Annotated in this window: 24 protein-coding genes; 14 read left to right on the top strand and 10 right to left on the bottom strand. The window is 69.7% G+C overall.

Annotation, left to right across the window (positions count from 1 at the left end):
- The first annotated feature begins 23 nt into the window (after positions 1 to 23).
- Both TSO352_RS19330 and TSO352_RS19325 read left to right on the top strand, forming a co-directional pair.
- Complete coding sequence (locus tag TSO352_RS19330) at positions 24 to 833, top strand: SDR family oxidoreductase (protein WP_109108901.1); 810 nt, start codon at positions 24 to 26, stop codon at positions 831 to 833.
- Between the two features lie 231 nt (positions 834 to 1,064).
- On the top strand, positions 1,065 to 3,113 hold the full coding sequence (locus TSO352_RS19325) for a HAMP domain-containing methyl-accepting chemotaxis protein (protein ID WP_109108900.1): 2,049 nt from the start codon (positions 1,065 to 1,067) through the stop codon (positions 3,111 to 3,113).
- A 29-nt stretch (positions 3,114 to 3,142) separates the two neighbouring features.
- Here TSO352_RS19325 and trxC read toward each other — a convergent pair whose 3' ends face one another.
- The 7 genes from trxC to TSO352_RS19290 form a co-directional block, all read right to left on the bottom strand.
- The gene (gene trxC, locus TSO352_RS19320; protein WP_109108899.1) at positions 3,143 to 3,622 is read right to left on the bottom strand and encodes a thioredoxin TrxC; all 480 of its coding nucleotides are present in this window, start codon (positions 3,620 to 3,622) and stop codon (positions 3,143 to 3,145) included.
- Positions 3,623 to 3,711: 89 nt separating this feature from the next.
- Entirely contained in the window at positions 3,712 to 3,966 is a 255-nt protein-coding gene (locus TSO352_RS19315) for a hypothetical protein (protein ID WP_247872264.1), read from the bottom strand.
- Between the two features lie 343 nt (positions 3,967 to 4,309).
- Entirely contained in the window at positions 4,310 to 5,101 is a 792-nt protein-coding gene (locus TSO352_RS19310) for a PhzF family phenazine biosynthesis protein (protein WP_109108897.1), read from the bottom strand.
- A 77-nt stretch (positions 5,102 to 5,178) separates the two neighbouring features.
- Positions 5,179 to 6,183 (bottom strand): threo-3-hydroxy-L-aspartate ammonia-lyase, encoded by a 1,005-nt coding sequence (locus tag TSO352_RS19305; RefSeq protein ID WP_199231661.1) that lies wholly within the window; start codon positions 6,181 to 6,183, stop codon positions 5,179 to 5,181.
- Between the two features lie 32 nt (positions 6,184 to 6,215).
- Entirely contained in the window at positions 6,216 to 6,650 is a 435-nt protein-coding gene (locus tag TSO352_RS19300) for a GNAT family N-acetyltransferase (protein WP_109108896.1), read from the bottom strand.
- Between the two features lie 4 nt (positions 6,651 to 6,654).
- Entirely contained in the window at positions 6,655 to 6,924 is a 270-nt protein-coding gene (locus TSO352_RS19295; RefSeq protein ID WP_247872263.1) for a DUF1127 domain-containing protein, read from the bottom strand.
- Between the two features lie 275 nt (positions 6,925 to 7,199).
- Positions 7,200 to 8,180, bottom strand: coding sequence for an MBL fold metallo-hydrolase (locus TSO352_RS19290; protein ID WP_247872262.1), 981 nt, complete (start codon positions 8,178 to 8,180; stop codon positions 7,200 to 7,202).
- A gap of 228 nt (positions 8,181 to 8,408) precedes the next feature.
- On the opposite strand from TSO352_RS19290, the gene TSO352_RS19285 reads away from it, so the two are divergent.
- Positions 8,409 to 9,167 carry a GntR family transcriptional regulator gene (locus TSO352_RS19285; RefSeq protein WP_109110743.1) on the top strand — a complete coding sequence of 253 codons (759 nt, stop codon included), beginning with the start codon at positions 8,409 to 8,411 and terminating at the stop codon, positions 9,165 to 9,167.
- Positions 9,168 to 9,205: 38 nt separating this feature from the next.
- Here TSO352_RS19285 and TSO352_RS19280 read toward each other — a convergent pair whose 3' ends face one another.
- A complete protein-coding gene (locus tag TSO352_RS19280) occupies positions 9,206 to 9,640 on the bottom strand; it encodes a methylglyoxal synthase (RefSeq protein ID WP_109108893.1) in 435 nt (144 codons plus the stop codon).
- Between the two features lie 329 nt (positions 9,641 to 9,969).
- Between TSO352_RS19280 and kduI the strand changes: the two genes are divergently transcribed.
- The 3 genes from kduI to TSO352_RS19265 are packed head-to-tail and all read left to right on the top strand — an operon-like array spanning position 9,970 to position 11,980.
- Positions 9,970 to 10,806 carry a 5-dehydro-4-deoxy-D-glucuronate isomerase gene (gene kduI / locus TSO352_RS19275; RefSeq protein WP_109108892.1) on the top strand — a complete coding sequence of 279 codons (837 nt, stop codon included), beginning with the start codon at positions 9,970 to 9,972 and terminating at the stop codon, positions 10,804 to 10,806.
- A 14-nt stretch (positions 10,807 to 10,820) separates the two neighbouring features.
- Complete coding sequence (gene kduD / locus TSO352_RS19270) at positions 10,821 to 11,579, top strand: 2-dehydro-3-deoxy-D-gluconate 5-dehydrogenase KduD (protein WP_109108891.1); 759 nt, start codon at positions 10,821 to 10,823, stop codon at positions 11,577 to 11,579.
- Between the two features lie 35 nt (positions 11,580 to 11,614).
- Complete coding sequence (locus TSO352_RS19265) at positions 11,615 to 11,980, top strand: cupin domain-containing protein (protein WP_247872261.1); 366 nt, start codon at positions 11,615 to 11,617, stop codon at positions 11,978 to 11,980.
- Between the two features lie 42 nt (positions 11,981 to 12,022).
- On the opposite strand, the gene TSO352_RS19260 is transcribed toward TSO352_RS19265, so the two are convergent.
- Positions 12,023 to 12,805, bottom strand: a complete 783-nt coding sequence (locus TSO352_RS19260) for a GntR family transcriptional regulator (protein ID WP_109108890.1) — start codon at positions 12,803 to 12,805, stop codon at positions 12,023 to 12,025.
- A 254-nt stretch (positions 12,806 to 13,059) separates the two neighbouring features.
- Between TSO352_RS19260 and uxaC the strand changes: the two genes are divergently transcribed.
- The 4 genes from uxaC to TSO352_RS19240 all read left to right on the top strand — a co-directional run bounded on the left by uxaC (position 13,060) and on the right by TSO352_RS19240 (position 18,108).
- Positions 13,060 to 14,460 (top strand): glucuronate isomerase, encoded by a 1,401-nt coding sequence (gene uxaC, locus TSO352_RS19255; RefSeq protein ID WP_109108889.1) that lies wholly within the window; start codon positions 13,060 to 13,062, stop codon positions 14,458 to 14,460.
- A 97-nt stretch (positions 14,461 to 14,557) separates the two neighbouring features.
- Positions 14,558 to 16,081, top strand: a complete 1,524-nt coding sequence (locus TSO352_RS19250) for an altronate dehydratase family protein (RefSeq protein WP_109108888.1) — start codon at positions 14,558 to 14,560, stop codon at positions 16,079 to 16,081.
- 34 nt (positions 16,082 to 16,115) lie between these two features.
- Positions 16,116 to 17,084 carry a DMT family transporter gene (locus TSO352_RS19245; protein WP_109108887.1) on the top strand — a complete coding sequence of 323 codons (969 nt, stop codon included), beginning with the start codon at positions 16,116 to 16,118 and terminating at the stop codon, positions 17,082 to 17,084.
- A gap of 100 nt (positions 17,085 to 17,184) precedes the next feature.
- The gene (locus tag TSO352_RS19240) at positions 17,185 to 18,108 is read left to right on the top strand and encodes a sugar kinase (protein ID WP_109108886.1); all 924 of its coding nucleotides are present in this window, start codon (positions 17,185 to 17,187) and stop codon (positions 18,106 to 18,108) included.
- A 36-nt stretch (positions 18,109 to 18,144) separates the two neighbouring features.
- Here the strand turns inward: TSO352_RS19240 and ogt are convergent, their stop codons facing one another.
- Positions 18,145 to 18,660 carry a methylated-DNA--[protein]-cysteine S-methyltransferase gene (gene ogt, locus TSO352_RS19235; RefSeq protein WP_109108885.1) on the bottom strand — a complete coding sequence of 172 codons (516 nt, stop codon included), beginning with the start codon at positions 18,658 to 18,660 and terminating at the stop codon, positions 18,145 to 18,147.
- A 371-nt stretch (positions 18,661 to 19,031) separates the two neighbouring features.
- On the opposite strand from ogt, the gene TSO352_RS19230 reads away from it, so the two are divergent.
- From TSO352_RS19230 to TSO352_RS19215, 4 genes are all read left to right on the top strand, one after another.
- Positions 19,032 to 20,339, top strand: a complete 1,308-nt coding sequence (locus TSO352_RS19230) for an NAD(P)-dependent oxidoreductase (protein WP_109108884.1) — start codon at positions 19,032 to 19,034, stop codon at positions 20,337 to 20,339.
- Between the two features lie 19 nt (positions 20,340 to 20,358).
- The gene (gene preA / locus TSO352_RS19225; RefSeq protein WP_109108883.1) at positions 20,359 to 21,642 is read left to right on the top strand and encodes an NAD-dependent dihydropyrimidine dehydrogenase subunit PreA; all 1,284 of its coding nucleotides are present in this window, start codon (positions 20,359 to 20,361) and stop codon (positions 21,640 to 21,642) included.
- 22 nt (positions 21,643 to 21,664) lie between these two features.
- Positions 21,665 to 22,951 (top strand): Zn-dependent hydrolase, encoded by a 1,287-nt coding sequence (locus TSO352_RS19220; RefSeq protein WP_109108882.1) that lies wholly within the window; start codon positions 21,665 to 21,667, stop codon positions 22,949 to 22,951.
- Positions 22,952 to 23,094: 143 nt separating this feature from the next.
- Positions 23,095 to 23,817 (top strand): TetR/AcrR family transcriptional regulator, encoded by a 723-nt coding sequence (locus tag TSO352_RS19215; RefSeq protein ID WP_247872260.1) that lies wholly within the window; start codon positions 23,095 to 23,097, stop codon positions 23,815 to 23,817.
- The last annotated feature ends 13 nt before the right edge of the window (positions 23,818 to 23,830 follow it).

Genomic DNA, 23,830 nt, shown 5'->3' with positions numbered 1-23,830 from the left:
CGCGACGAAGGGGGCAAGGCGCCATGACCGACACTCATCAGACCAATGCCAACCAGAACGAGGCCGGCTGGCCGGCCGACCTGCTGGCGCGGGAGTTCCGGGGCAAGCGGGTGCTGGTGACCGGCAGCAGCCGGGGCATCGGCGCGGCGGTGGCGGCGGCCTTCGCCGATCTGGGCGCCCGGGTCGCCATCCACGGCCGCGATCCGGCGGCGGTCGGGGCCGCGGCGGCGGCGATGGGGCACGGCGTCGTGCCGCTGGCCGGCGACTTCGCCGACAAGGCGGCGACCCGCGCCGTGGTGGCCGGCGCGGTGGCGGCGTTGGGCGGGCTGGACGTGCTGATCAACAACGCCGGCACCATGCTGGGCCGGGTGGCGCTGGCCGACATCGACGACGACTTCCTGCAGCGGCAGTTCGACCTGAACGCCGCCTCCGCCGTGGTGGCGAGCCGGGCGGCGCTGCCGGCGCTGATCGAGTCGCGCGGCGCCATCGTCAACACCGGTTCGATCTCCGGCCGGACCGGCGGCAGCCCGGGATCGTCGCTCTACAGCGCGGCCAAGGCGTTCCAGGCCAGCCTCGCCCGGTCGCTGGCGACGGAACTGGCGCCCCATGGCATCCGCGTCAACGCCGTCTCCCCCGGCACCATCGCCACCGACTTCCACGAGCGCTATTCGACCCCGGACAAGCTGGCGCAGACCGCGGCACGCATCCCGCTGAAGCGGTTGGGCACCGCGCAGGACTGCGTCGGCGCCTACCTGTTCCTCGCCTCGACCCGGCTGGCCGGCTACGTCACCGGGCAGGTGATCGAGGTGAACGGCGGCCAGTTCTACGGCTGAACCCCGGCGGTTGGGGCAAAAGACCGAACGGGAACAAGGGACCCGCGGCACCATCTACGGTGCCGTGGCGTGTGACATTTGGCCTTTCGGGCTAATCCTGATTGACGGATATTTCACAGGGTAGAAAATAAGTGTCGCTGAAATTGCGGTTTGGCGCAGTTCCTTAACAGTCGGACTGCGCACTTGACCGTGGCCGCGACCGCTCCTCCGTCGAATATCGGGACAATCGCCATGAACAGTTCCCAGCCCAGCCAGCCGGCCGCCGTTGGTGCCTTCGCGAATTTGCGGACCGCGACCAAGGTCTACACCGGCTTCGGGGTCACGCTCGCGCTGCTGGTCGGGCTGGGGGCGGTGTCCTGGACCGGGCTGCGGTCCAGCGACGCGGCGATGCGCAGCTACGCGGCCCAGTCCAACGTTGCGATGGCGGTCGCCGCGGCCGACACCGACGTGTCGGACGCGCTGGGCGCGGCGGCGGAGTTCCTGGCCACCGGCTCCCCCGCCGTGGCCGAACGCTTCCGCAAGGACATCGACAGCTTCCGCCGGCGCCTGGACGAGGCGGCCGGCCGGATCGTGAGCCCCGGCGACCGGCAGGCCGCCGACGACATCCGGGGACTGGAGCGGACCTTCAGCACCGGATTCGACCGGCTGGTGGCGATGCGCACCGAACGCGACTCGATGATCGAGTCGGTGGTCAACAGCCTGGGCGCCGACATCCGCCGGACGCTCAGCGCCAACGTCCGCGCCGAGAAGGACGGCGGCCAGCTCGACCGCACGCTGACCGCCGCGGAGATCAGCGAGCAGTTTCTTCTGGTCCGCGTGCTGGTCGCCCGCTTCGTCGCCGAGACGAAGGCCGAGGATCTGGTCCGCATCCGCAAGGATCTGGCCGACGTCCAGGCCAAGGTCGACGCCCTGCGCAACGGCATGGCCGACGGGCCGGTCAAGGCCAAGCTGTCCGAGGTCGCCGCCAAGCTGCCGAACTATGTGACCGGGATCGAGCGCATCGCGACGCTCAGCGACGAGCTGAAGGCGGTGAACCAGCAGACGCTGGGCAAGGCCGGCCAGGAGATCAACGACAAGATCAACCTGATCCACACCCATTCCAACGAGTTCCTGCGCGACCTGGAACGCTCGACCGCCGCCGCCGTCGCCGCGGCCGAGACGCGTGGGACCGTGGTGACCGGCGTCGCCCTGGTGCTGGGCCTGCTGCTGGCCTGGATGATCTCGCGCGCCATCACCCGGCCGCTGGGCGGCATCACCGCGGCGATGGGCCGGCTGGCCCAGGGCGACCTGACGGTGGCGGTCACCGACGACCAGCGCCGCGACGAGATCGGCGCGCTGGCCCGTGCGCTCCAGATCTTCAAGACCAACGCGCAGGAGATGCAGCGGCTGCGCGCGGCGCAGGAGGAGAGCCAGCGCCAAGCCGAGCAGCACCGCCGCCAGACCATGATGCACATGGCCGACACCTTCGAGAGCACGGTGAAGGGCATCGTCGACACCGTCGCCAACGCCGCCACCGGCATGCGCGACGCCGCGACCGCGCTGACCGCCACCGCGCAGGAGGCGAGCGAACGCTCGCTGCTGGTCGCGTCGGCCTCCGAGCAGGCGTCGGCCAACGTGCAGACCGTCGCCGCCGCGACCGAGGAGCTGTCGGCCTCCATCGCCGAAATCGGTCATCAGGTGGAGAACTCGACCCGCATCGCCACCCAGGCGGTCGCCGACGCCCATGGCGCCGACCGCACCATGCGCGACTTGGTGTCCGCCGCCGAGCAGATCGGTCAGGTCGTCGAGCTGATCAGCGGCATCGCTGCCCAAACCAACCTGCTGGCGCTGAACGCCACCATCGAGGCGGCCCGGGCGGGCGAGGCCGGCAAGGGCTTCGCCGTCGTCGCCAGCGAGGTCAAGGCGCTGGCCACCCAGACCGCCCGGGCCACCGACGAGATCCAGGCCAAGGTGATGGAGATCCAGCAGACCACCGGCGGCGCGCAGAAGGCGATCGGCAGCATCGGCCAGACCATCGGCCGGATGAGCGAGATCGCCACCGCCATCGCCGCCGCCATCGAGGAACAGGCCGCCGCCACCCGCGACATCGCCGCCAGCGTCACCCAGGCCGCCCAGGGCACCGGGGAGGTGTCGAGCAACATCGCCGGGGTCAGCAACGCGGTGCACGAAACCGGCTCCGCCGCCGGCCGGGTGCACGGCACCTCGGAGGAGCTGGCGGTCGAAGCCGAACGCCTGCGCCGCGAGGTCGGCACCTTCATCGCCACGGTGCGCGCGGCGTAACGCAGGGCGCAAACGCCTACCGCCCGCCCCTATCGGCCGCCCAGCGTCTGGCGCACCCAGGTGACCAGGGCCGGCAGGGGCATGGCGCCGGCGGTGCGGGCGATCTCGCGGCCGTGGTGGACCAGGACCAGCGACGGGATGCTGCGGATGCCGAAGCGGGCGGCCAGGTCGGGGGCGGCCTCGGTGTCGACCTTGGCCAGCCGGACCTGCGGTTCAAGCGCGGCGGCGGCCTGGGCGAAGACCGGCGCCATCATCCGGCAGGGACCGCACCACTCCGCCCAGAAGTCGATCAGCAGCGGCAGGTCGCCGCGCTCGGCGTGGGCGGCGAAGCGGCGGCCGTCGAGCGCCAGCGGTTTGCCCTGGAACAGCGGGGCGCCGCAACGCCCGCATTTGCCGCCGCCGAGCTTCGCCACCGGCACGCGGTTCAGGGTGTCGCAGTGGGGGCAGGCGACGTGCAGGCTGTCGGCGGCGGCCCCGGCGGTGGTCGGGTTCGTGGCGGTGGCGGGCATGGCGGGGCTCCTTTCCCCTGTTGCTGGCCCCTGTCGGCCATTCCACCGTCGATGTAAGGACCGCTGTGGAGAACTCAAGCCGGGCGGGCTCAGTCCCGCCGGCCGATCAGGCCCTGCAGCTGTGCGAAATCCACATATTGCGCCGGCCGCTCCTTCAACAGGTCGGGCGAGGCCTGCGCGTTCTCCCGCGCGCATTCGGCGACGTAGCGGGCCAAGAGGTCACGCATGACCTCGGCCAGCGGCGTCTGCCGTTGGCGAGCGTAATTCTTGGCGACATCTTTGATTCGGCGATCAACGCGCAAAGAGATCGTCGCCTTTTTTGGATGAAACGGATCTCCGATCATGACGATCCCCCACCAATCTTGCCGATCCACATTATTTGGATATTCCGGATCGGCGATGGATACAAGGATCGTCAGGCGAGCAGGCGATAAAAGCTGGGGATGATAGAATGTGAATTTGTGTGGATAACCTTTCCACCGGTTTTCTTCTCCACAGAATCTGTGGATAGATGTGTGCGCAATCCCCGAACAGAATCATCCACACCCTTTCGGATGGCCTGTCCCGCCTGTGGATGAGTGGGTTTGCCTAATTTATAGGCAATATGGACAAGCGGTGCCTGCCTTCAGCGTGACCGGTGGGAGGGGTGGGGGAGGACGGTGTGCCGGCCCCCTCCCCGGCCCGTGCTCAGACGGTGATGCTGCCGTCGAGATAGAGCACCGCCCGGCCGCTGATCTTCACCCGGTCGCCGTCGAGGGCGCAGTGGAGGTCGCCGCCGCGGGCCGACACCTGGCGGGCGGTCAGCGCCGTCTTGCCCAGCCGTTCGGCCCAATAGGGCGCCAGCATGCAGTGGGTGGAGCCGGTGACGGGGTCTTCCGGAATGCCCTGCGCCGGGGCGAACATGCGGGAGACGAAATCGACGCCGTCCTCCCCCGGGGCGGTGACGCAGACCGCGAACAGATCCAGGCCGGACAGCGCCACCATGTCGGGGGTGAGCGCCCGCACCGCGGCGGCCGACTCGTAGACGACCAGATAGTCGCGCCCGCTCAGCACGGCGACCGGCGCCGGCCCGCCCAGGGCCGCCAGCAGGGCCGGGTGCGGGCTGTCGTTCGGGGTGGCCGGGCGGCTGGGGAAATCCAGGGTGTAGCGATCACCGTCGCGGGTGACGGTCAGGACGCCGGCCTGCCGGGTGGCGAACGCGATGCGGTCGCGGCCGGGCTCCAGGATCGTCGCGATGACGAAGGCGGTGGCCAGCGTCGCGTGGCCGCACAAATCGACCTCGACCGTCGGGGTGAACCAGCGCAACTCGTACCCGTCGCCCGCCCGGATGAAGAAGGCGGTCTCCGCCAGATTGTTCTCCGCCGCAATGGCCAGGAGTTGGGCGTCGGGCAGCCAGGACTCCAGCGGCACGACCGCCGCCGGGTTGCCGGCGAAGACGCGGTCGGTGAAGGCATCGACCTGATAGAGGGGCAAGCGCATGGGTGGCTCCCGTCGCGGTGGGGCGTGAAGGATCGGGTGGAAAGGATTGGGCGGAAAGGCGGTGGCGGCTGTGTGGCTCAGGCGGCCGGGGCCACAGGCTGGACCAGCGTGGCGAAGCGGGCGAGGTCGACGTTGCCGCCGGTGACGACGACGCCGACGCGCAGGCCGCGGACGTCGAGCGTGCCGGACAGCACCGCGGCGGCGGCGAGGCAGCCGGTCGGCTCGACCAGCATCTTCATCCGGCTGGCGAAGAAGCGTATGGCGTCGACCAACTGGGCGTCGCTGACCGTGTCGATGTCGTCGACCAGCCGCTGCATCACCGGGAAGGTCAACTGGCCGACGTTGCGGCTCTGGGCGCCGTCGGCGATGGTCTTGGGCGGTTCGATGCGGACGATGGAGCCGCTGCGCAGGCTCTGCTGGGCGTCGTTGCCGGCCTCCGGCTCGATGCCGACGACGCGGCAGCCGGGGCTGAGGGTCTTCGCCGCCACCGCGCAGCCGGACAGCAGGCCGCCGCCGCTGGTGGGCACGACCAGCAGGTCGAGCGGTCCGGCCTCCTCGATCAGCTCCTTGGCCAGGGTGCCCTGCCCGGCCATCACATGCGGGTGGTCGAAGGGCGGGATGTAGGTGCCGCCGCGCTGGTCCAGGACGCGGGCGACCGCGGCGTCGGGCGGCTCGGCGTAGCGGTCGTACAGCACCACCTCGCCGCCATAGCCGCGGGTCGCCTCCAGCTTGGCGGCCGGGGCGTCCATCGGCATGACGATGGTGGCCTTCACGCCCAGCAGGCGCGCCGCCAGCGCGATGGCCTGGGCGTGGTTGCCGGACGAATAGGCGACGACCCCGGCCGCGCGCTGGGCGTCGGTGAACTGGGCGATGGCGTTGTAGGCGCCGCGGATCTTGAAGGCGCCGGTGCGCTGGAAATTCTCGCACTTGAACAGCAGCCGGCCGCCGGTCAGCGCGTCGGCGGTGGCGCTGGTCAGGACGGGCGTGCGGTGGGCGACGCCGGCGATCCGCCCGGCCGCCGCCGCCACGTCGGCAAAGGAAATGGCGAGGTCGGTGCTGTCGGTCATGGCCGTGCTGGGCATCGCGGCGTCGCTCCCGGTCAAGTGGGCTGGGGTCAGGTCAGGTCGGTGAAGAGGAAGGCCTGCTCGTGCCGTTTCAGCCCGGCGTCTTCATAGAAGGAGATGGCCTTGGGCGCCGACAGCAGCAGGCACATGGTGCCCTCCCCCATCGCGTCGCGGGTGCGGCGCATCAGCTCCTTGCCGATGCCGCGCCCCTGAAGGGCGCGGTCGACGGCGAGGTCGGACAGGTAGCAGCAATAGACGAAGTCGGTGACCGAGCGGGCGACGCCGATCAGCGCGCCGTCCAGCCGGGCGGTGATGATCAGGCCGGCATTGCGCAGCATCGCCTCGACCCGCGGGCGGTCGCCGACCGGCCGGCGTTCGGCCAGCCCGGAGCGTTCCAGCACGTCGATGAAGGCGTCGGCGGTCAGGTCCGGCTCGACCGCGTACTGGACCGCGAGGGTGGGGTTCGGAAGGGATTGGTCGGCCATCGTCTCATCCCCGCCAGAACGGCTTCATCACTTCCTGCTCCACCTCGGACCGGCTGACGCCGATGTCCTTCAGCAGGTGTTCGTCCAGACCCATCAGGGCGTGGCGCTGTTTGCGCCGCTCCAACGCGGTGAACAGCAGGTCGAGCAGCCGCCAGACGCTCCGCGTGTGGATGCCGGTGGGGCCGACGGCGGTGACGTTGCGGTTGGCCGGGACGGCGGCGCCGGCGGCGGCCGTGTACGAACCGGAACTGCGGGTCACGTCGGTGGGGCGCATCGGATCCTCCATCTTCTGGCGCACATTGCTCGAACAATCGAGACAATCGTGATTATGGGGACGCAATCGCCGGGGTCAAATCGTATATTGTCACCATGACATTTCCGATATCGGATGTATCTTTTCCGCCACAGCGCCCCTGGAATTCATAAAACCCATGGGATTCAGGGTGATTGCCAAGGAAAGTGGCGGGCGACGGAACAGCGGGCGCTCTCGAAGGGCACAATCACGACGGCGGTGGGCCGGCCATCGGTGACAATCCGGAAGGCCGGTCGTCACCCCTCCCACACCATCGCTGGAGCGGCGGCGCTGAACCGCGCGGCATCGATGTCGCGGCGGGCCAACGCCGTGCCCAGCCGCCGGACCGGCTCTTCGCGTTCCTCGTCGGTCAGCTGGAAGGTGCCCCAGTGAATGCCCAAGGCATGCTGCGCTTCGAGATCGAGCATGATCTGCGCGGCTCCCTCGGGGTCGCAATGCTGGGCGGACATGAACCATTCCGGTGCGTAGGCGCCGATCGGCAGCAGGGCCAGGTCGGTCCGGCCGTACCGCTCCCGCATGTCCCGGAAGATGCGGCCGGTGCCGTAGCCGGTGTCGCCGGCGAAGTAGACCAGCCCGACCGGCGTGCGGAGCATGAACCCGCCCCACAGCGCCATCCGGCGGTCGCTCACGCCGCGCGAGGACCAGTGGTTGGCGGGCACGATGTGGACGCCGACGCCCGCGCCGACCTCGAAATGCTGCCACCAGTCGCCGGTGGCGACCCGAGCCGCGGCGATGTGGCGCCGTACGATGGCGTCGTTGCCGAGCGGCGTCACGACCAGGGGGGCGTCGCGGTGGTGCAGCCGCTTGAGCGTGGCGACATCGAGATGGTCGTAGTGGTTGTGCGACAGAAGGACGACGTCGATCCGGGGAAGATGGTCGAAGGCGATCCCCGGAGCGGTGATCCGCCGCGGCCCGGCGAAGCGCAACGGACTGGCGCGTTCCGACCAGACGGGGTCGGTGAGAATGTTGAGGCCGGCGGCCTGGATCAGCAGGGTCGCATGCCCCACCACCGTGACGCGCAGCCCGTGGACGCGGGCGTCGGGGACCACCGGCTCGACCGCCACCTGCTTCGGCCAGGCCGCCGCCCCGCCCGCCAGCTTCCATCGCAGCACCTGCCGCAGCGTGCGGTCCGTCTTCGGTTCGCCCGGATTGAAGAAGCGCAGGCCATCGAAATTGTGCGTCGGCAGACCTTGGTGGTAGGGGTTGCGCTTGGCCACGCGGCGTCTCCAGAGCATTCGGCCCAGGCAAGCTGGCCGGCGTCCACGATATGGGAGCCGGCGGCGTCGACGACAGCTCCCTCCCGGAGAAGAACCACACGCAACCCCATGCCGTCATCAGCGTCTTCCGCCTGCGGCCGGCCGGCGGTGAAAGTCGTTCCGCTGCCGGAATCGCAGCGATATATTAGTGTGGAACGGCATCACGCCGACGGAACGGACCTGACGACCATGGACACGAACGCGGGCGATTCGAACACGGTGCCGGGGGCTGCTCCCGCGCGCCGCCGGCGGCGCCGACCGGCCCAGGCGACCGCGCGCCCCGCCCACCGCGGCACCACCGTGTCCGGCACGATCTACCGCGACCTGCGCGACGACATCGTCTCGCTGAAACGCAAGCCGGGCGAGCCGGTCATCGAAAAGCAGGTCGCCGAAACCTACGGCGTCAGCCGCACGCCGGTGCGCGAGGCCATGCTGAAGCTGGCCGACGAAGGGTTGGTGGAGGTCTTTCCGCAGTCCGGCACCTTCGTCGCCCGCATCCCGCTCGGCGCCCTGCCGGAGGCCATCGCCATCCGCCGCGCGCTGGAGGAGGCGACGGTGCGCTACGCCGCCGAACAGGCGACCGGCAGCCAGATCGCGCTGCTGCGCGCCACCCTGGAACGTCAGCGCGAGCGCGAGGCCGCCGGCGACATGGACGGCTTCCACGACGCCGACGAGGATTTCCACGCGCTGCTGGCGGAGATCTCCGGCTATCCGGGGTTCTGGGCGATGACGCAGCAGGTCAAGCGGCAGATCGACCGCTATCGCCACCTGACGCTGCCGGTCGCCGGCCGGATGAGCAAGGCGTTGGCCGAACACACCGCCATCGTCGCCGCCATCGCCGACCACGACCCGGACCGCGCCGTCGCCGCCCTGCGCCAGCATTTGACCGACCTGCAACTGGGCATCGCCGACGTGCAGCGCGCCAACCCGCTGTACTTCACGAGCTGAAGCGCCCCCGGGGTGACGCCGGGGGCCGGCCGGGATCGTCAGACCTTGCGGGTTTCGTAATCCAGGAAGTTCGCCGCGCGCGGGATGTAGCCGCTGGAGAACAGCGGCGACGAGACGATCATGTCGGCGGTCGCCTCGTTGCAGGCCATCGGGATGTTGTAGAGCGTCGCCAGCCGGGTCAGCGCCTTCACGTCGACGTCGTGCGGCTGCGCCGTCATCGGGTCGACGAAGAAGATCAGCAGGTCGATCCGCCCCTCGGCGATCAGCGCGCCGATCTGCTGGTCGCCGCCCAGCGGGCCGCTCTTCAGCGGGGTCACGTCCAGCCCCGGCTGGGCGTCGCGCACCTTCTGGCCGGTGGTGCCGGTCGCCCAGAAGGCGTGCCCGTCGAGCGCCTGGATGTTGACGCCGATCCAGGCGATGAGATCGGCCTTGCGGGCGTCGTGGGCAACGAGGGCGATGCGCTTGCGGGTCATGGACCATGTCCTCCGGACGAAGAGCCTCACCTAATATATCAGTCCGCCGCCGCACGCAACGCGGCGGCTGCGCGCACCCCTCGGCGGCGTCCGACGACGACGTCCTACCACGAATTCTCCGTGCCGTGAAATGTCCGGCCTTCCATCATTGGGCCTTGCGACGCACACTAGTATATTAGTATGATGTGGTGACCGAGGCCGCATCCCGACCGCTGCGGCGCCCTGGTCCCCATGGCGGCGCCTTGCCCCGGGACCGATGCCCTCCACCTGTTTCTTCCAGGCGATGGCGCGCGATCGCCGGCCGCTCACACGTCGAAGGATCCTTTGCGATGAAAATCTCCGTCCGGCACGCTTCCCACCCCGACGCGGTGCGCAACTTCGATTCCGAGACGCTGCGCGACCATTTCCTGGTCCCGACCCTGTTCGAGGCGGACGAGACGGTGCTGACCTACAGCCACATCGACCGCTTCGTCGTCGGCGGCGCGCTGCCGGTCGCCGGGCCGATCACGCTGGAATCGTCGAAGGAGATCGGGTCGCCCAACTTCCTCGACCGGCGCGAACTGGGCGTCGTCAACGTCGGCGGCCCCGGCCGGGTCACCGTGGACGGCGCGGTGTTCAACCTGGAGCCGCGCGACGCGCTCTACGTCGCCATGGGCAGCAAGGACGTCCGGTTCGAGAGCCTGGACCGCCGCGATCCGGCCAAGTTCTATCTGAACAGCGCCCCGGCCCACGCCCGGTTCGAGACGATGAAGATCTCCATCGGCCAAGCCAAGGCGGTGCATTTGGGCGACCCGGCCCAGTCGAACGAGCGCACCATCTACCAGATGATTCACCCGGACGTCTGCCGCACCGCGCAGCTGGTGCTGGGTATGACGGTGCTGAAGCCGAACAACATGTGGAACACGATGCCGTGCCACACCCACGACCGGCGTTGCGAGGTCTATTTCTACTTCGACCTGCCGGATGACGCCCGCGTCATCCACCTGATGGGCGAGCCGGAGCAGACCCGCCACATCGTGGTCGCCAACGAGCAGGCGGTGATCTCGCCGCCCTGGTCGATACATTCCGGTGTCGGCACCCGCAACTACACCTTCATCTGGGCGATGGCCGGCGACAACCAGGACTTCACCGACATGGACTTCGTCGCCATGGACCGGCTGCGCTGAAGGACGCCGCCGCCATGACCACCCCCTTCGATCTGAGCGGCACGGTGGCGCTGGTGACCGGCGCCAACACCGGCATCGGGCAAGCCATCGCGGTGGCGCTGGCCGGGGCCGGCGCCGACATTGCCGTGGCCGGCCGCAGCGCGCCCGACGAAACCCAGGCGATGGTGGAGCGGCTGGGCCGCCGCTTCCTCGCCATCCCGGCCGACGTTTCCAGCATCGCCCCCCTCCCCGGCGTCGTCGAGCAGGCGGTGGCGGGCCTGGGCGGGCTGGACATCCTGGTCAACAACGCCGGCATCATCCGCCGCGCCGATTCCCTCGACTTCACCGAAGACGACTGGGACGCGGTGATGGACGTGAACCTGAAGTCGGTGTTCTTCCTCTGCCAGGCCTTCGGCCGCCATGTCATCGGCCGCGGTGGCAAGGGCAAGATCATCAACATCGCCTCGATGCTGTCCTTCCAGGGCGGCATCCGCGTACCGTCCTACACCGCGTCGAAGAGCGGCGTCGCCGGCCTCACCAAGCTGCTGGCCTGCGAATGGGCGGGCAAGGGCATCAACGTGAACGCCATCGCGCCGGGCTATGTCGAGACCAACAACACCGCGCAACTTCGTAGCGACCCACAGCGCAACACCGAGATCCTCGGCCGCATCCCCGCCGGGCGCTGGAGTGTCCCGGCCGACCTGGGCGGCCCGGCGGTGTTCCTGGCTTCCGCCGCGTCGGACTATGTCCACGGCACCATCCTGCCGGTCGACGGCGGCTGGCTGGCACGCTGACGGACGCTGGACACTCAACTGGGGAGACTGACGCGATGACGACCACCATGCAGCCCACCGCCATCCAGCCCACCGACGTCTTCGTGACCGACGCCGACATCCCCTGGCAGGAGCTGGGCGACGGGGTGCGCCGCAAGATCCTCGGGCACAACGAGACGATGATGATGGTGCGGGTCGAGTTCGAAACCGGCGCCATCGGCCCCCAGCACCGCCACCCGCACGTCCAGTGCGCCGTGGTCGAGAAGGGGGCGTTCGACGTCACCATCGACGGCCGGACGAAGCGGCTCGGCGTCGGCGACGGCTACATGGTGCCGCCGAACGTGATGCACGGCGTGGTGGCGCTGGAGCCGGGCGTGCTGCTCGACATCTTCACGCCGATCCGCGAGGACTTCCTCGGCTGATCGACCAGGGCCGGCGGGGCGGGCGCCGGTGCCGGTGCCGCCTCAGGCCGGGTCGCCGGGTGCGGTGAAATAGCGCGGGTAGGACGCCCGCACGTCGTCGACCGAGATTTGCAGGTCGTCGAGATGGGCGTCCAGCGCCATGATGGCGGCGACCGCGTCGTTGGCCGCCAGCGCCTCGACGATGGCGGTGTGCTCGGCGATCACCTCGGCGATGCGGCCGCGCACCGGCAGGGTTAGCAGCCGGTAGCGGTCGATCTGCACCTTGGTCTGCTGGATCAGCGTCCAGAATCCGGGGTAGCCGGCGATCTCCGCGACCAGCGCGTGGAAGGTTTCGTCGGCTTGGTGGAAGCCCTGGTAATTCGCCGTTTCCTGCATTTCCCGCTGCAGTTCCAGATTCGCGCGCAGCATAGCGATCTGGCTGCGGGTCGCGCGCTCCGCGGCGTAGCGCACCGTCGCCTCCTCCAGCGCCTTGCGGATGGCGAACGCCTCCGGCAGGGCGTCGAGCGGGATGCGCGACACGAAGGTGCCGGACTGCGGGAAGATCTCGATCAGCCCTTCGTCGGCCAGCTTCAGCACCGCCTCGCGCACCGGGGTGCGGCTGACGCCGTAGGCCTCGGCGATCTGCTTTTCGGCGATCGGCTCACCCGGCTTGCGCTTCAGCGACACGATCTCCGACCGCAGGTCGCGGTAGATGGTCGACGCCACCGTCACCGCCCGGCGGGTGGGGCGGACCGACGGCATCGGCGCCACGGTGCGACGCGCTGTCGCGGAGGCCAGGCCGCCCTCATCCTGTGTCGTCGCGACCTTCTTCAACGATGGCTCCATTCCGGCAAAGCGTGGCGGGGGGCCGCGTCCGGCCCCTTGTAAGGCTGACAGTCAATCTACCCGCGCCGCTTTGCCGAGGTCAAACGCGGCGCCGTGTCCCAATGCATCGAAAGCGGCCGATCGGTACGATTGGGCTTGCATTCTAAAGTGATATATTAATATTATACGGCCAGCCGGTATGGACGGTCCCCTGCACGGACACGGCCCTCGCCCACACCGCTTCATCCCTTTTCCCTGCAGCGCAGAGGCTTCCGATGCTTCACCCTGACCGTCTGTTCCCGAGCGACCCGACGCAACGCGCGATCGCGCGGCGCCTGTACGGCGAAGTCAGCGGCCTGCCGATCATCAGCCCGCACGGTCACACCGATCCGTCCTGGTTCGCGAAGAACGAGGCGTTCCCCGACCCCGCGAGCCTGTTCGTCAAGCCCGACCATTATGCCTTCCGCATGCTGTACAGCCAGGGAATTCCGCTGGAGCAGCTGGGCGTTCCGCGCAAGGACGGCGGGGAGACCTCGTCCGACTCGCGCGCGATCTGGCGCCTGCTGGCCTCCAACTGGAAGCTGTTCCGCGGCACGCCGACGTCGATGTGGCTGACCCACGCCTTCGAGACGGTCTTCGGCGTCACCGAGCGCCTGAGCGCCGCCAGCGCCGACCGCATCTTCGACCAGATCGAAGCCTGCCTGCGCAAGCCGGAATTCCGCCCGCGCGCCCTGTTCGAGCGCTTCAACCTCGAAGTGCTGGCGACCACCGAGTCGCCGCTCGACACGCTGGAGCATCACAAGGCGATCCGCGAGAGCGGCTGGAAGGGCCGGGTCATCACCGCCTTCCGTCCCGACCCGGTCGTCGATCCCGAGTTCGAGGGCTTCCGCGACAATCTGGCCGAGCTGGGCCGCATCACCGGCAAGGACACCGCGACCTGGGACGGCTACCTCGCCGCCCTGGCCGACCGCCGCCTCTATTTCAAGAGCTTCGGCGCCACCTCGACCGACCACGGCCACCCGACGGCGGCGACCGCCGACCTGGCGCGCCCCGAGGCCGAGAAGCTGTTCGACATCGTCCGCCGCGGCGGCGCCACGGCCGATGAGGCCGAGCTGTTCCGCGCCCAGATGCTGACCGAAATGGCACGGATGAGCCTGGAAGACGGTCTGGTCATGCAGATCCACCCCGGCAGCTTCCGCAACCACAACAACCTGGTGTTCGACCGCTTCGGCCGCGACAAGGGCGCCGACATCCCGAGCGGCACCGAGTATGTGCGGGCGCTGAAGCCGCTGCTCGACCGCTACGGCAACGAGCGCGACCTGACCATCATCCTGTTCACCCTGGATGAGGACAGCTATTCCCGCGAGCTGGCTCCGCTGGCCGGCCATTACCCGGCGCTGCGCGTCGGCCCGGCCTGGTGGTTCCACGACAGCCCCGAGGGCATGCGCCGCTACCGCGAGATGGTCACGGAGACCGCCGGTTTCTACAACACCGTCGGCTTCAACGACGACACCCGCGCCTTCTGCTCGATCCCGGCCCGCCACGACGTGTCGCGCCGCGTCGATTGCAGCTTCCTCGCCCGTCTGGTGGCCGAACACCGGCTGGAGGAGGACGAGGCGGCGGATCTGGCGGTCGACCTCGCCTACCGCCTCGCTAAGAACGCCTACAAGCTGTGATCGGCACTCTGTAACGGCAAAAAGCCCCTCTTCCACAGGGGAGAGGGGCTTTCAGGCCGCTTCGGATTACCTGCAAGTCTCTTCAAGGACACTTCCCATGGCATCGCTGACCATCCGCCTGCACCCCGCCGACAACGTCGTCGTCGCCGGCGCCGACCTGGAGCCCGGCACGCCGCTTCCCGGCACCGAGGTCGCGACCAGCGGCGCGGTTCCGGCCGGCCACAAGGTCGCGGTGCGGCCGATCGCGGTCGGCGAGCCGGTGCGCAAGTACAACCAGGTGATCGGGTTCGCCACCACGGCGATCCAGCCGGGCGAGCATGTCCACGTCCACAACATGGGCATGGGCAGCGATTTCGAGCGTGACTACGCCTTCGGCGCCGACGTGCACCCGGTCGAGATGGTGCCGGAGGCCGAGCGCGCGACCTTCCTGGGCTATGTCCGTCCGGACGGCCGCGTCGCCACCCGCAACTACATCGGCGTCCTGACCTCGGTGAACTGCTCCGCCACCGCGGCGCGGATGATCGCCGACCATTTCCGCGGCTCCGCGCTGGCCGCCTACCCCAACATCGACGGCGTCGTCGCGCTGACCCACGGCTACGGCTGCGGCATGGCCGGCAGCGGCGAGGTGATGGACACCCTGCGCCGGACCATCGCCGGCTACGCCCGCCACCCGAACTTTGCCGCGGTGATCCTGCTGGGCCTCGGCTGCGAGGTGAACCAGATCGACAAGCTGATCGAGGCCACCGGGCTCGAGGTCGGCGCGCGGCTGATCCCGATCGGCATCCAGGACATGGGCGGCACCGCCGCGGCGGCCCGCGAGGGCATCCGCCGGATCGAGGCGCTGCTGCCGGAGATCAACGACGTCAAGCGCCAGACCCTGCCGGCCAGCCACCTGACGCTGGCGCTGCAGTGTGGCGGCTCCGACGGCTATTCGGGCATCACCGCCAACCCGGCGCTGGGCTACGCCGTCGACCTGCTGGTCCGCAACGGTGGCACCGCCGTGCTGAGCGAGACGCCGGAGGTCTATGGCGCCGAGCATCTGCTGACCCGCCGCGCCGTCCGCCGCGAGGTGGGCGAGGCTCTGGTCGACCGCATCGGCTGGTGGGAGGAGTACACCAGCCGCACCGGCGGCGAGATGAACAACAACCCGTCGCCCGGCAACAAGAAGGGCGGCCTGACCACCATCCTGGAAAAGTCGCTGGGCGCGGTCGCCAAGGGCGGCACCACCCCGCTGACCGCGGTCTACCGCTACGCCGAGCCGATCGTCGACAAGGGCTTCGTCTTCATGGACACCCCCGGCTACGACCCGGTGTCGGCCACGGGCCAAGTGGCGGGCGGCGCCAACGTGCTGTGCTTCACCACCGGCCGCGGCTCGGTCTTCGGCTGCAAGCCGACGCCCAGCCTGAAGCTGGCGACCAACAGCGCGCTGTTCCGCAAGATGCCCGACGACATGGACATCGACTGCGGTGCCATCGCCAGCGGCGACGCCTCGATCGAGGAGGTCGGCCGCGCCATCTTCCAGCTCGTGCTCGACACGGCGTCGGGCCGCAAGACCAAGAGCGAGGAGTTGGGCGTCGGCGCCGACGAGTTCGCCCCTTGGCAGATGGGAGCGGTTATGTAAGGGGAACGCCCCTTCCACAACCCGACAGAACCTCATGCCCGACAGCTCATCACGCGACCCCGGCCCGTTGCCGGCGAACGCCCCGCAGACGCCCATCGAACCGACGGTTCCTTCGCCCGCCCGCCGGGCGGAGGACCCGTTCCGGGCGATCCTGCTGGTGATCGCCGCGGTGGCCTGCCTGTCCTGTTCCGACGCGACGGCCAAGTATCTCGGCCAGTCGCTGCCGCCGATCGAGATCGCCTGGCTGCGCTACGTCGTCTTCACCGCGCTGGTGATGCCGCTGGCGCTGCGCGGCGGGTCGACGCGGGTGCTGCGGACGGTGCGGCCGGGGCTGCAGGTGCTGCGCGGCCTGGGCATGCTGGGGTCGGCGCTGTTCTTCATCATGGCGATGCGGCACCTGCCGCTGGCCGAGGCGGCGGCGATCAGCTTCGTCTCGCCGGTGTTCGTAACGGCGCTGTCGATCCTGCTGCTGGGCGAGACGGTCGGCATCCGCCGCTGGGCGGCGCTGCTGGTCGGTTTGGCCGGCGTGCTGATCGTCATCCGGCCGGGCGGCGCCAGCTTCCATCCGACCTCGCTGCTGCCGGTGCTGACCGCGGCGAGCTGGGCCTTCGGGCTGGTGGTGACGCGGATGATGACGGCGCAGGAGAACCCGCTGACCACCCTGGTGTGGAGCGCGCTGACCGGCTTCATCGCCCTGACCGCCCTGCTGCCGCTGGAATTCCAGATGCCGACGGCGTGGCAGATGCTGCTGGGGGTGTTCATCGGGTTGATCTACACGCTGTCGCAGTGGCTGCTGATCCTGGCCTACCGCCAGGGCGAGGCGTCGGTGCTGGCGCCCTTCACCTACGTCCAGCTGATCTGGTCGACGGCGCTGGGCTTCCTGGTGTTCGGCGCCGTGCCCGATCATTGGACCTTCGTCGGGACCGGGGTGATCATCGCCAGCGGTCTCTACACCGCGCATCGCGAACGCCTGCGGGCGCGGGAACGCCGTCTCGCGGCGTGAGCCGTGGCAGCCGCCCACGGGCGGCGTGAGCCGCGACAGCCGCCAGCCGGCGGCGTGACTGTTTTCGTCCGGGCATCCGGCCCGGGCAGAGAGAGGAAGCATGACCGACAGCTCCACCCGCCGTGTCGCCGCGCTCGGCGAATGCATGATCGAGATGTTCCGGCGGCCGGACGGCTCGCTGACCCAGGGCTTCGGCGGCGACACGCTGAACACGGCGGTCTATCTGGCCCGCCTCGGCGTGCCGGTCGACTACGTCACCGCCCTCGGCGATGACAGCATCAGCGACGACATGGTCGCCGCCTGGGCGGCGGAGGGCGTCGGCACCGGCCACGTCCTGCGCGTGCCCAACCGCCTGCCCGGTCTCTACCTGATCGAGATCGACGCGGCCGGCGAGCGCCGCTTCCTCTACTGGCGCGACCGCGCCCCGGCGCGCGAGCTGTTCGCCCTGCCCCAGTCGGCGGAGCTGTGCGCCGCGCTGGAAGGCTACGAGGTGATCTACCTCTCCGGCATCAGCCTGGCGATCTGGGGCGAGCAGGGCCGCGAGCGGCTGTTCGAGCTGCTGGAGCGGGTGCGGGCGCGTGGCGGCAAGGTCGCCTTCGACACCAACTGGCGGCCGCGCCTGTGGCCGGACGTCGCGACGGCGCAGGTCGCCTTCGACCGCATGCTGCGCCACACCGACATCGCCCTGCCCGGCGTGACCGATCTGCGCGACCTCTATGGCGACGCCGATGCCGACGCCGTGCTGGCCCGTGTGCGGGACGCCGGCGCGGCCGAGATCGTGCTGAAGCTGGAGCAGCCTGGCTGCGTCGTCCTCCAGGACGGCACCCCGGTCGAGGTGCCGGCGGTGAAGGTCGACCGGGTGGTCGACACCACCGCGGCCGGCGACAGCTTCAGCGCCGGCTATCTCGCCGCCCGCCTGCGTGGTGAGGGTCCGGTGGACGCGGCGCTCGCCGCCCACCGGCTGGCCGCGACCGTCATCCAGCACCGTGGCGCCATCATCCCGCGCGCGGCGATGCCGGCCTAATCCGCCGCCCGATCCGCTAGGACGCATCGACCGGCTTCAGGGCGGCCCGGCCACCCCTTCGTGGGCCAGCAGCCAGCGTTTGCGCTGGATGCCGCCGCCATAGCCGGTCAGCGTCCCGTTCGAGCCGACCACCCGGTGGCAGGGCACCACCACGCCCACCGGGTTGGCACCGTTGGCGTGGCCGGCCGCCCGCACCGCCTGCGGTCGGCCGGCCCGCGCCGCCAGTTCGCGATAGGTGATGGTGGTGCCGCAGGGGACGCCGCGCAGCGCCGCCCACACCGCGCGCTGGAACAGGGTTCCGCCGGTCCGCACCGGCAGCCGGTCGATCACCGCGAGATCGCCGGCGAAATACGCCTGCATCGCCCGCGTCACTCCGGCTGGGTCGCGCGCCGGGCGCAAGACGCAACCCTCCCCCACCTGACGGCGCAGCAACCGCCGCATCCGGTCCTCGTGCTCCGTCCAGTCGACGGCGCGCAGATGGCCGTCGTCGTCGGCGACGACGATCAACTCGCCGATGGGCGTGGCGGTGCGGTCGATCAGAAGAATCGGCATGGCCGTCAGCCTCTCACGCCCCGCATCCGAACGCCATCGGCATGGTGGCGCTTTTTGAGGCTGCCGCATTGGTGGGCACCCAGCGCCGACGCCAACCCATTGACCTGACGCGATTCCCTGTCGCGGTTCTTCTCCCGAACGGACGAAACTCCCTCGAACGCCGCCAAAAGAGGCGCCAAAAGGCCGCGTTGCGTGCAATCAGCATGACTGGCATGATGCCACCATGATTGTCCATTCCGTCAGCTCTTGACCGAACAGTCAGCTTTTCTGCCGTGCGCGCCCTTCGTCCCAGCGGGTCGGATCGCTTGGCACGCGGGTTGCTGACGCTTCGGCAGCCACGCCGCATTGCGACCGAAGGGAAGCCATCCGCCATGACCCTGATCGCTACGCTTCCGACCGAAGACCGTCCGGCTTCACCCTACGCCGACCTGACGCCGCCGATGACGCCGGTCCAGGCGCTCGCCGAATCGAACCGCTGCCTGTTCTGCTACGACGCGCCCTGTGTGCGGGCCTGCCCGACCGGGATCGACATCCCGGCCTTCATCCGCTCGATCGCGACCGGCAACCTGAAGGGTGCCGCGACGACGATCCTGTCGGAGAACATCATGGGCGGCACCTGCGGCCGCGTCTGCCCGACCGAGACGCTGTGCGAACAATCCTGCGTCCGCAACCGGGCGGAGGACCGTCCGGTCGCCATCGGCCGCCTGCAGCGCCATGCCACCGATCGTCTGATCGATGGCGAGCCGGCCCACCCCTTCCCGCGCGCGGCCAGCACCGGCAAGCGCGTCGCGGTGGTGGGATCCGGGCCGGCCGGGCTGTCCTGCGCCCACCGGCTCGCCACGCTGGGCCATGACGTGACGGTGTTCGAGGCGAAGCCGAAGTCCGGCGGCCTCAACGAATACGGCCTCGCCCCCTACAAGATGGCCGACGACTTCGCCCAGCGCGAGGTCGCCTTCATCCTGGGCGTCGGCGGCATCACGGTGGAGCATGGCCGCAGGCTGGGCGCCGACCTGTCGCTGGAGGCGCTGCGCCGGGATTTCGACGCGGTGTTCCTTGGGCTCGGGCTCGGCGGCAACAACCGGCTGAACATCCCGGGCGAGGAGCGTGCCGGCGTGGAGGACGCCACCGCCTTCATCGAGCGGGTCCGTCAGGCGCCGCCCGGCCAGCCGCCGGCCGTCGGCCGCAGCGTCGTGGTGATCGGCGGCGGCAACACCGCCATCGACGCCGCCATCCAGGCCAAGCGCCTGGGCGCCGAGGACGTCACGCTGGTCTACCGCCGCGGTCGTGCCCAGATGGGCGCCACGCCGTGGGAGCAGGAGCTGGCGCAGACCGAGGGCGTCGTGCTCAAGACCTTCGCCGCTCCGAAGGATATCGGCGCGGACGGCATCACCTTCGAGCGGACCCGGCTGGTCGACGGCACGCTGGCCGGCACCGGCGAGACCTTCACCCTCCAGGCCGACATGGTGCTGAAGGCGGTCGGGCAAAAGCTGTCGGCCGAGGCGCTGGACGGCCTGCAGCTCGCCGGCGGCAAGATCGCCGTCGACGACGCCTACCGCACCACGCTGGCCAAGGTGTGGGCCGGCGGCGACTGCGTCGGCAGCGGCGAGGACCTGACCGTCCAGTCGGTGCAGGACGGCAAGCTCGCCGCCCTGTCGATCCACAGCCACCTGTCCGCTTGAGGAAGGGAGCCAGACCATCATGGCCGATCTCAGCAGCACCATCGCCGGCATCCGCTCCCCCAACCCGTTCTGGCTGGCCTCCGCCCCGCCGACCGACAAGCTCACCAACGTCGTCCGCGCCTTCAAGGCCGGCTGGGGCGGCGTGGTGTGGAAGACGCTGGGCGAGGACCCGCCGGTGGTCAACGTCTCCAGCCGCTACGGCGCGCATCTCGACACCGACCGCCGGCTGATCGGGCTGAACAACATCGAGCTGATCTCCGACCGGCCGCTCGACGTCAATCTGCAGGAGATCATCCAGGTCAAGCGCGACTTCCCCGACCGTGCCATGGTGGTGTCGCTGATGGCCCGCATGGCGGAAGAGGCCTGGGCCGGGCTGGCCCGCAAGGTCGAGGCGACCGGCGCCGACGGGCTGGAGCTGAATCTCGGCTGCCCGCACGGCATGTGCGAGCGCGGCATGGGCTCCGCCATCGGGCAGGTGCCGGAGATGGTGGAGCAGGTGACGCGTTGGGTGAAGAACGCCACCCGCATGCCGGTGATCGTCAAGCTGACCCCCAACATCACCAACATCCTGTGGTCGGCGGAGGCGGCGAAGCGCGCCGGGGCCGACGCGGTGTCGCTGATCAACACGGTGAACTCGATCGTCGCGGTCGATCTCGACAGCATGGCGCCGACCCCGGTGGTCGACGGCAAGGGCAGCCACGGCGGCTATTGCGGCCCGGCGGTGAAGCCGATCGCGCTGAACATGGTGGCGGAGATCGCCCGCAACCCCGACACCCGCGGCCTGCCGATCAGTGGCATCGGCGGCGTGACGACGTGGCGCGACGCGGCGGAGTTCCTGGCGCTGGGCGCCACCAACGTCCAGGTCTGCACCGCCGCCATGACCTACGGCTTCAAGATCGTCGAGGACATGATCGGCGGCCTGTCCAACTGGATGGACGAGAAGGGCTATCAGACCCTGGACCAGTTGAGCGGCCGTGCGGTGTGCAACGTCGTCAATTGGAACGACCTGAACATGAACTTCTCGACCAAGGCGGTGATCGACCCCGCCTTGTGCATCGACTGCGGCCGCTGCCACATCGTCTGCGAGGACACCTCGCACCAGGCGATCCGCATTGACCAAGGCGAAGGCCGCCGCGTCTTCACCGTCGTCAACGAGGAGTGCGTCGGCTGCAACCTGTGCAGCCACATCTGCCCGGTGCCCGACTGCATCACCATGGTGCCGGAGCAGAACAACCTGCCCTACGTCACCTGGCCCAACGACGCCCGCAACCCGATGCGCGTTCCGGAAGCCGCCGCCGAATAACGACGTTCAGGAGAGAGCAAACATGTCCACCCCGCAGAATGTCGCCGTGAACGGCTCCCGCCTGTGGCAGAGCCTGATGGACATGGCGCAGATCGGCGCCACGCCCAAGGGCGGCGTGTGCCGGCTGGCGCTGACCGACCTCGACCGCCAAGGCCGCGACCTGTTCGTGCGCTGGTGCGAGGAGGCCGGCTGCACGGTGACGGTCGACCGGATGGGCAACATCTTCGCCCGCCGCCCCGGCCGCGACGACAGCCTTCCCCCCGTCATCATGGGCAGCCACCTCGACAGCCAGCCGACCGGCGGCAAGTATGACGGCGTCTATGGCGTGCTGGCCGGGCTGGAGGTGGTGCGCAGCCTGAACGACATGAACTACGTCACCGAGGCCCCGGTCGAGGTGGCGGTCTGGACCAACGAGGAAGGATCCCGCTTCGCCCCGGCCATGGTGTCGTCGGGCGTTTTCGCCGGGGTGTTCGACCTCGATTACGGCCTGTCGCGCGCCGACCTCGACGGCAGGACGATGGGCGAGGAGTTGGCCCGCATCGGCTATGCCGGCGACCAGGAGGTGGGCGGCCGCAAGGTCGGCGCCTATTTCGAGGCCCACATCGAGCAGGGTCCGATCCTGGAGGCGGAGGGCAAGACCATCGGCGTCGTCACCGACTGCCAGGGTCAGCGCTGGTACGAGATTACCTTCACCGGCCAGGAGGCGCACGCCGGCCCGACCCCGATGGTCCGGCGCCGCGACGCGCTGCTGGGCGCGGCGCGGGTGGTCGACGCGGTGAACCGGATCGGGCTGAAATACGGGCCGCTGGCCTGCGCCACCGTCGGGCTGATGCAGATCCACCCGAACTCCCGCAACGTCATCCCCGGCAAGGTCTTCTTCACCGTCGACTTCCGCCATCCCGACGACGCGATCCTGGCCGCCATGGACGGCGAGCTGCGCGCCGAGGTCGAGCGCATCGCCGGCGAGATCGGGCTGGAGAACGACTTCCAGCAGATCTGGTACTACGCCCCGATCGCCTTCGACGCGACCTGCGTCGCCGCCGTCCGCAAGGGGGTGGAGCGCACCGGCCACAGCTTCCGCGACATCGTGTCGGGCGCCGGCCACGACGCCTGTTACCTGTCGAAGGTGGCGCCGACGGCGATGGTCTTCATCCCCTGCATCGACGGCATCAGCCACAACGAGATCGAGGAAACCACGCCGGGATGGACCACCGCCGGCTGCGAGGTGCTGCTGCACGCCGTGCTGGACCGCGCCGATGCGATGGCCGAGCAGGTCAGCCCTCTTCCCTCCGGGGAGAGGGTTGGGTGAGGGGGACGCATGGCATGGAGTCGGCGGTGGAGCCGGACTTGTCGGTTCCTCGCTGATCCACGCCGTGCAACCCCCTCACCCTGACCCTCTCCCCAGGGGGGAGAGGGGATCGTTCCCGGTCAAGACGAGCGATGGCAAGGACAATGGCGCGAACAGCCGCCGACACCGCGGAAACCATCCCGCCCCAGGCCCCGCCCCAGGGTCGCATCCGGCGTGAGAACGTCGAGCGCATCCTGAAGGCGGCCGAACGCGTCTTCGCCGAGGCGGGCTGCGCCGGCGCCACCATGGCCGACATCGCCGAGCGGTCCGGCCTGCCCAAGGCCAACCTGCATTACTATTTCGGCACCAAGGAAGACCTCTACCGCGCGGTGCTCGACAACATCCTGCGGATGTGGCTGGCGCCGATCGGCTCCTTCGCCCCCGACGCCGATCCGGCCGCGGCGCTGACCGCCTATGTCACCGCCAAGATGGAAGCGTCGCGCACGCGGCCCCACGCCTCCAAGGTGTTCGCCAACGAAATCCTGCATGGCGGGACCCAGGTCGAACGCTTCCTGGCCGAGGACCTGAAGGCGCTGGTCGATGCCAAGGCGGCGGTGATCGACGGCTGGGTCGCCGCCGGCCGCATGGCCCCGGTCGACGCCCGCCAGTTCCTGTTCATGATCTGGGCGGTGACCCAGCATTACGCCGACTTCGACGTCCAGATCCGCAAGGTGCTGGGCCGCCGCAGCCTGACCCGGCAGGACTTCGCCGCCATGACCGCGGAGGTCCTGCGGCTGGTCCTGCGCGCCGCCGGCCTGCCCGAATCGCAGGCATCGGAACCGCAAGCATCCGAACCGTCCCCCGACCCCGTCCCATCCACTCCATGAGGGAGCGCCCGAG

This window comes from Azospirillum sp. TSO35-2 (genome assembly GCF_003116095.1).
In the GTDB taxonomy this organism is placed as follows: Bacteria; Pseudomonadota; Alphaproteobacteria; order Azospirillales; family Azospirillaceae; genus Azospirillum.
Note: the sequence above shows the minus strand (reverse complement) of the source record. Positions and strands in the feature narration are given on the sequence as shown.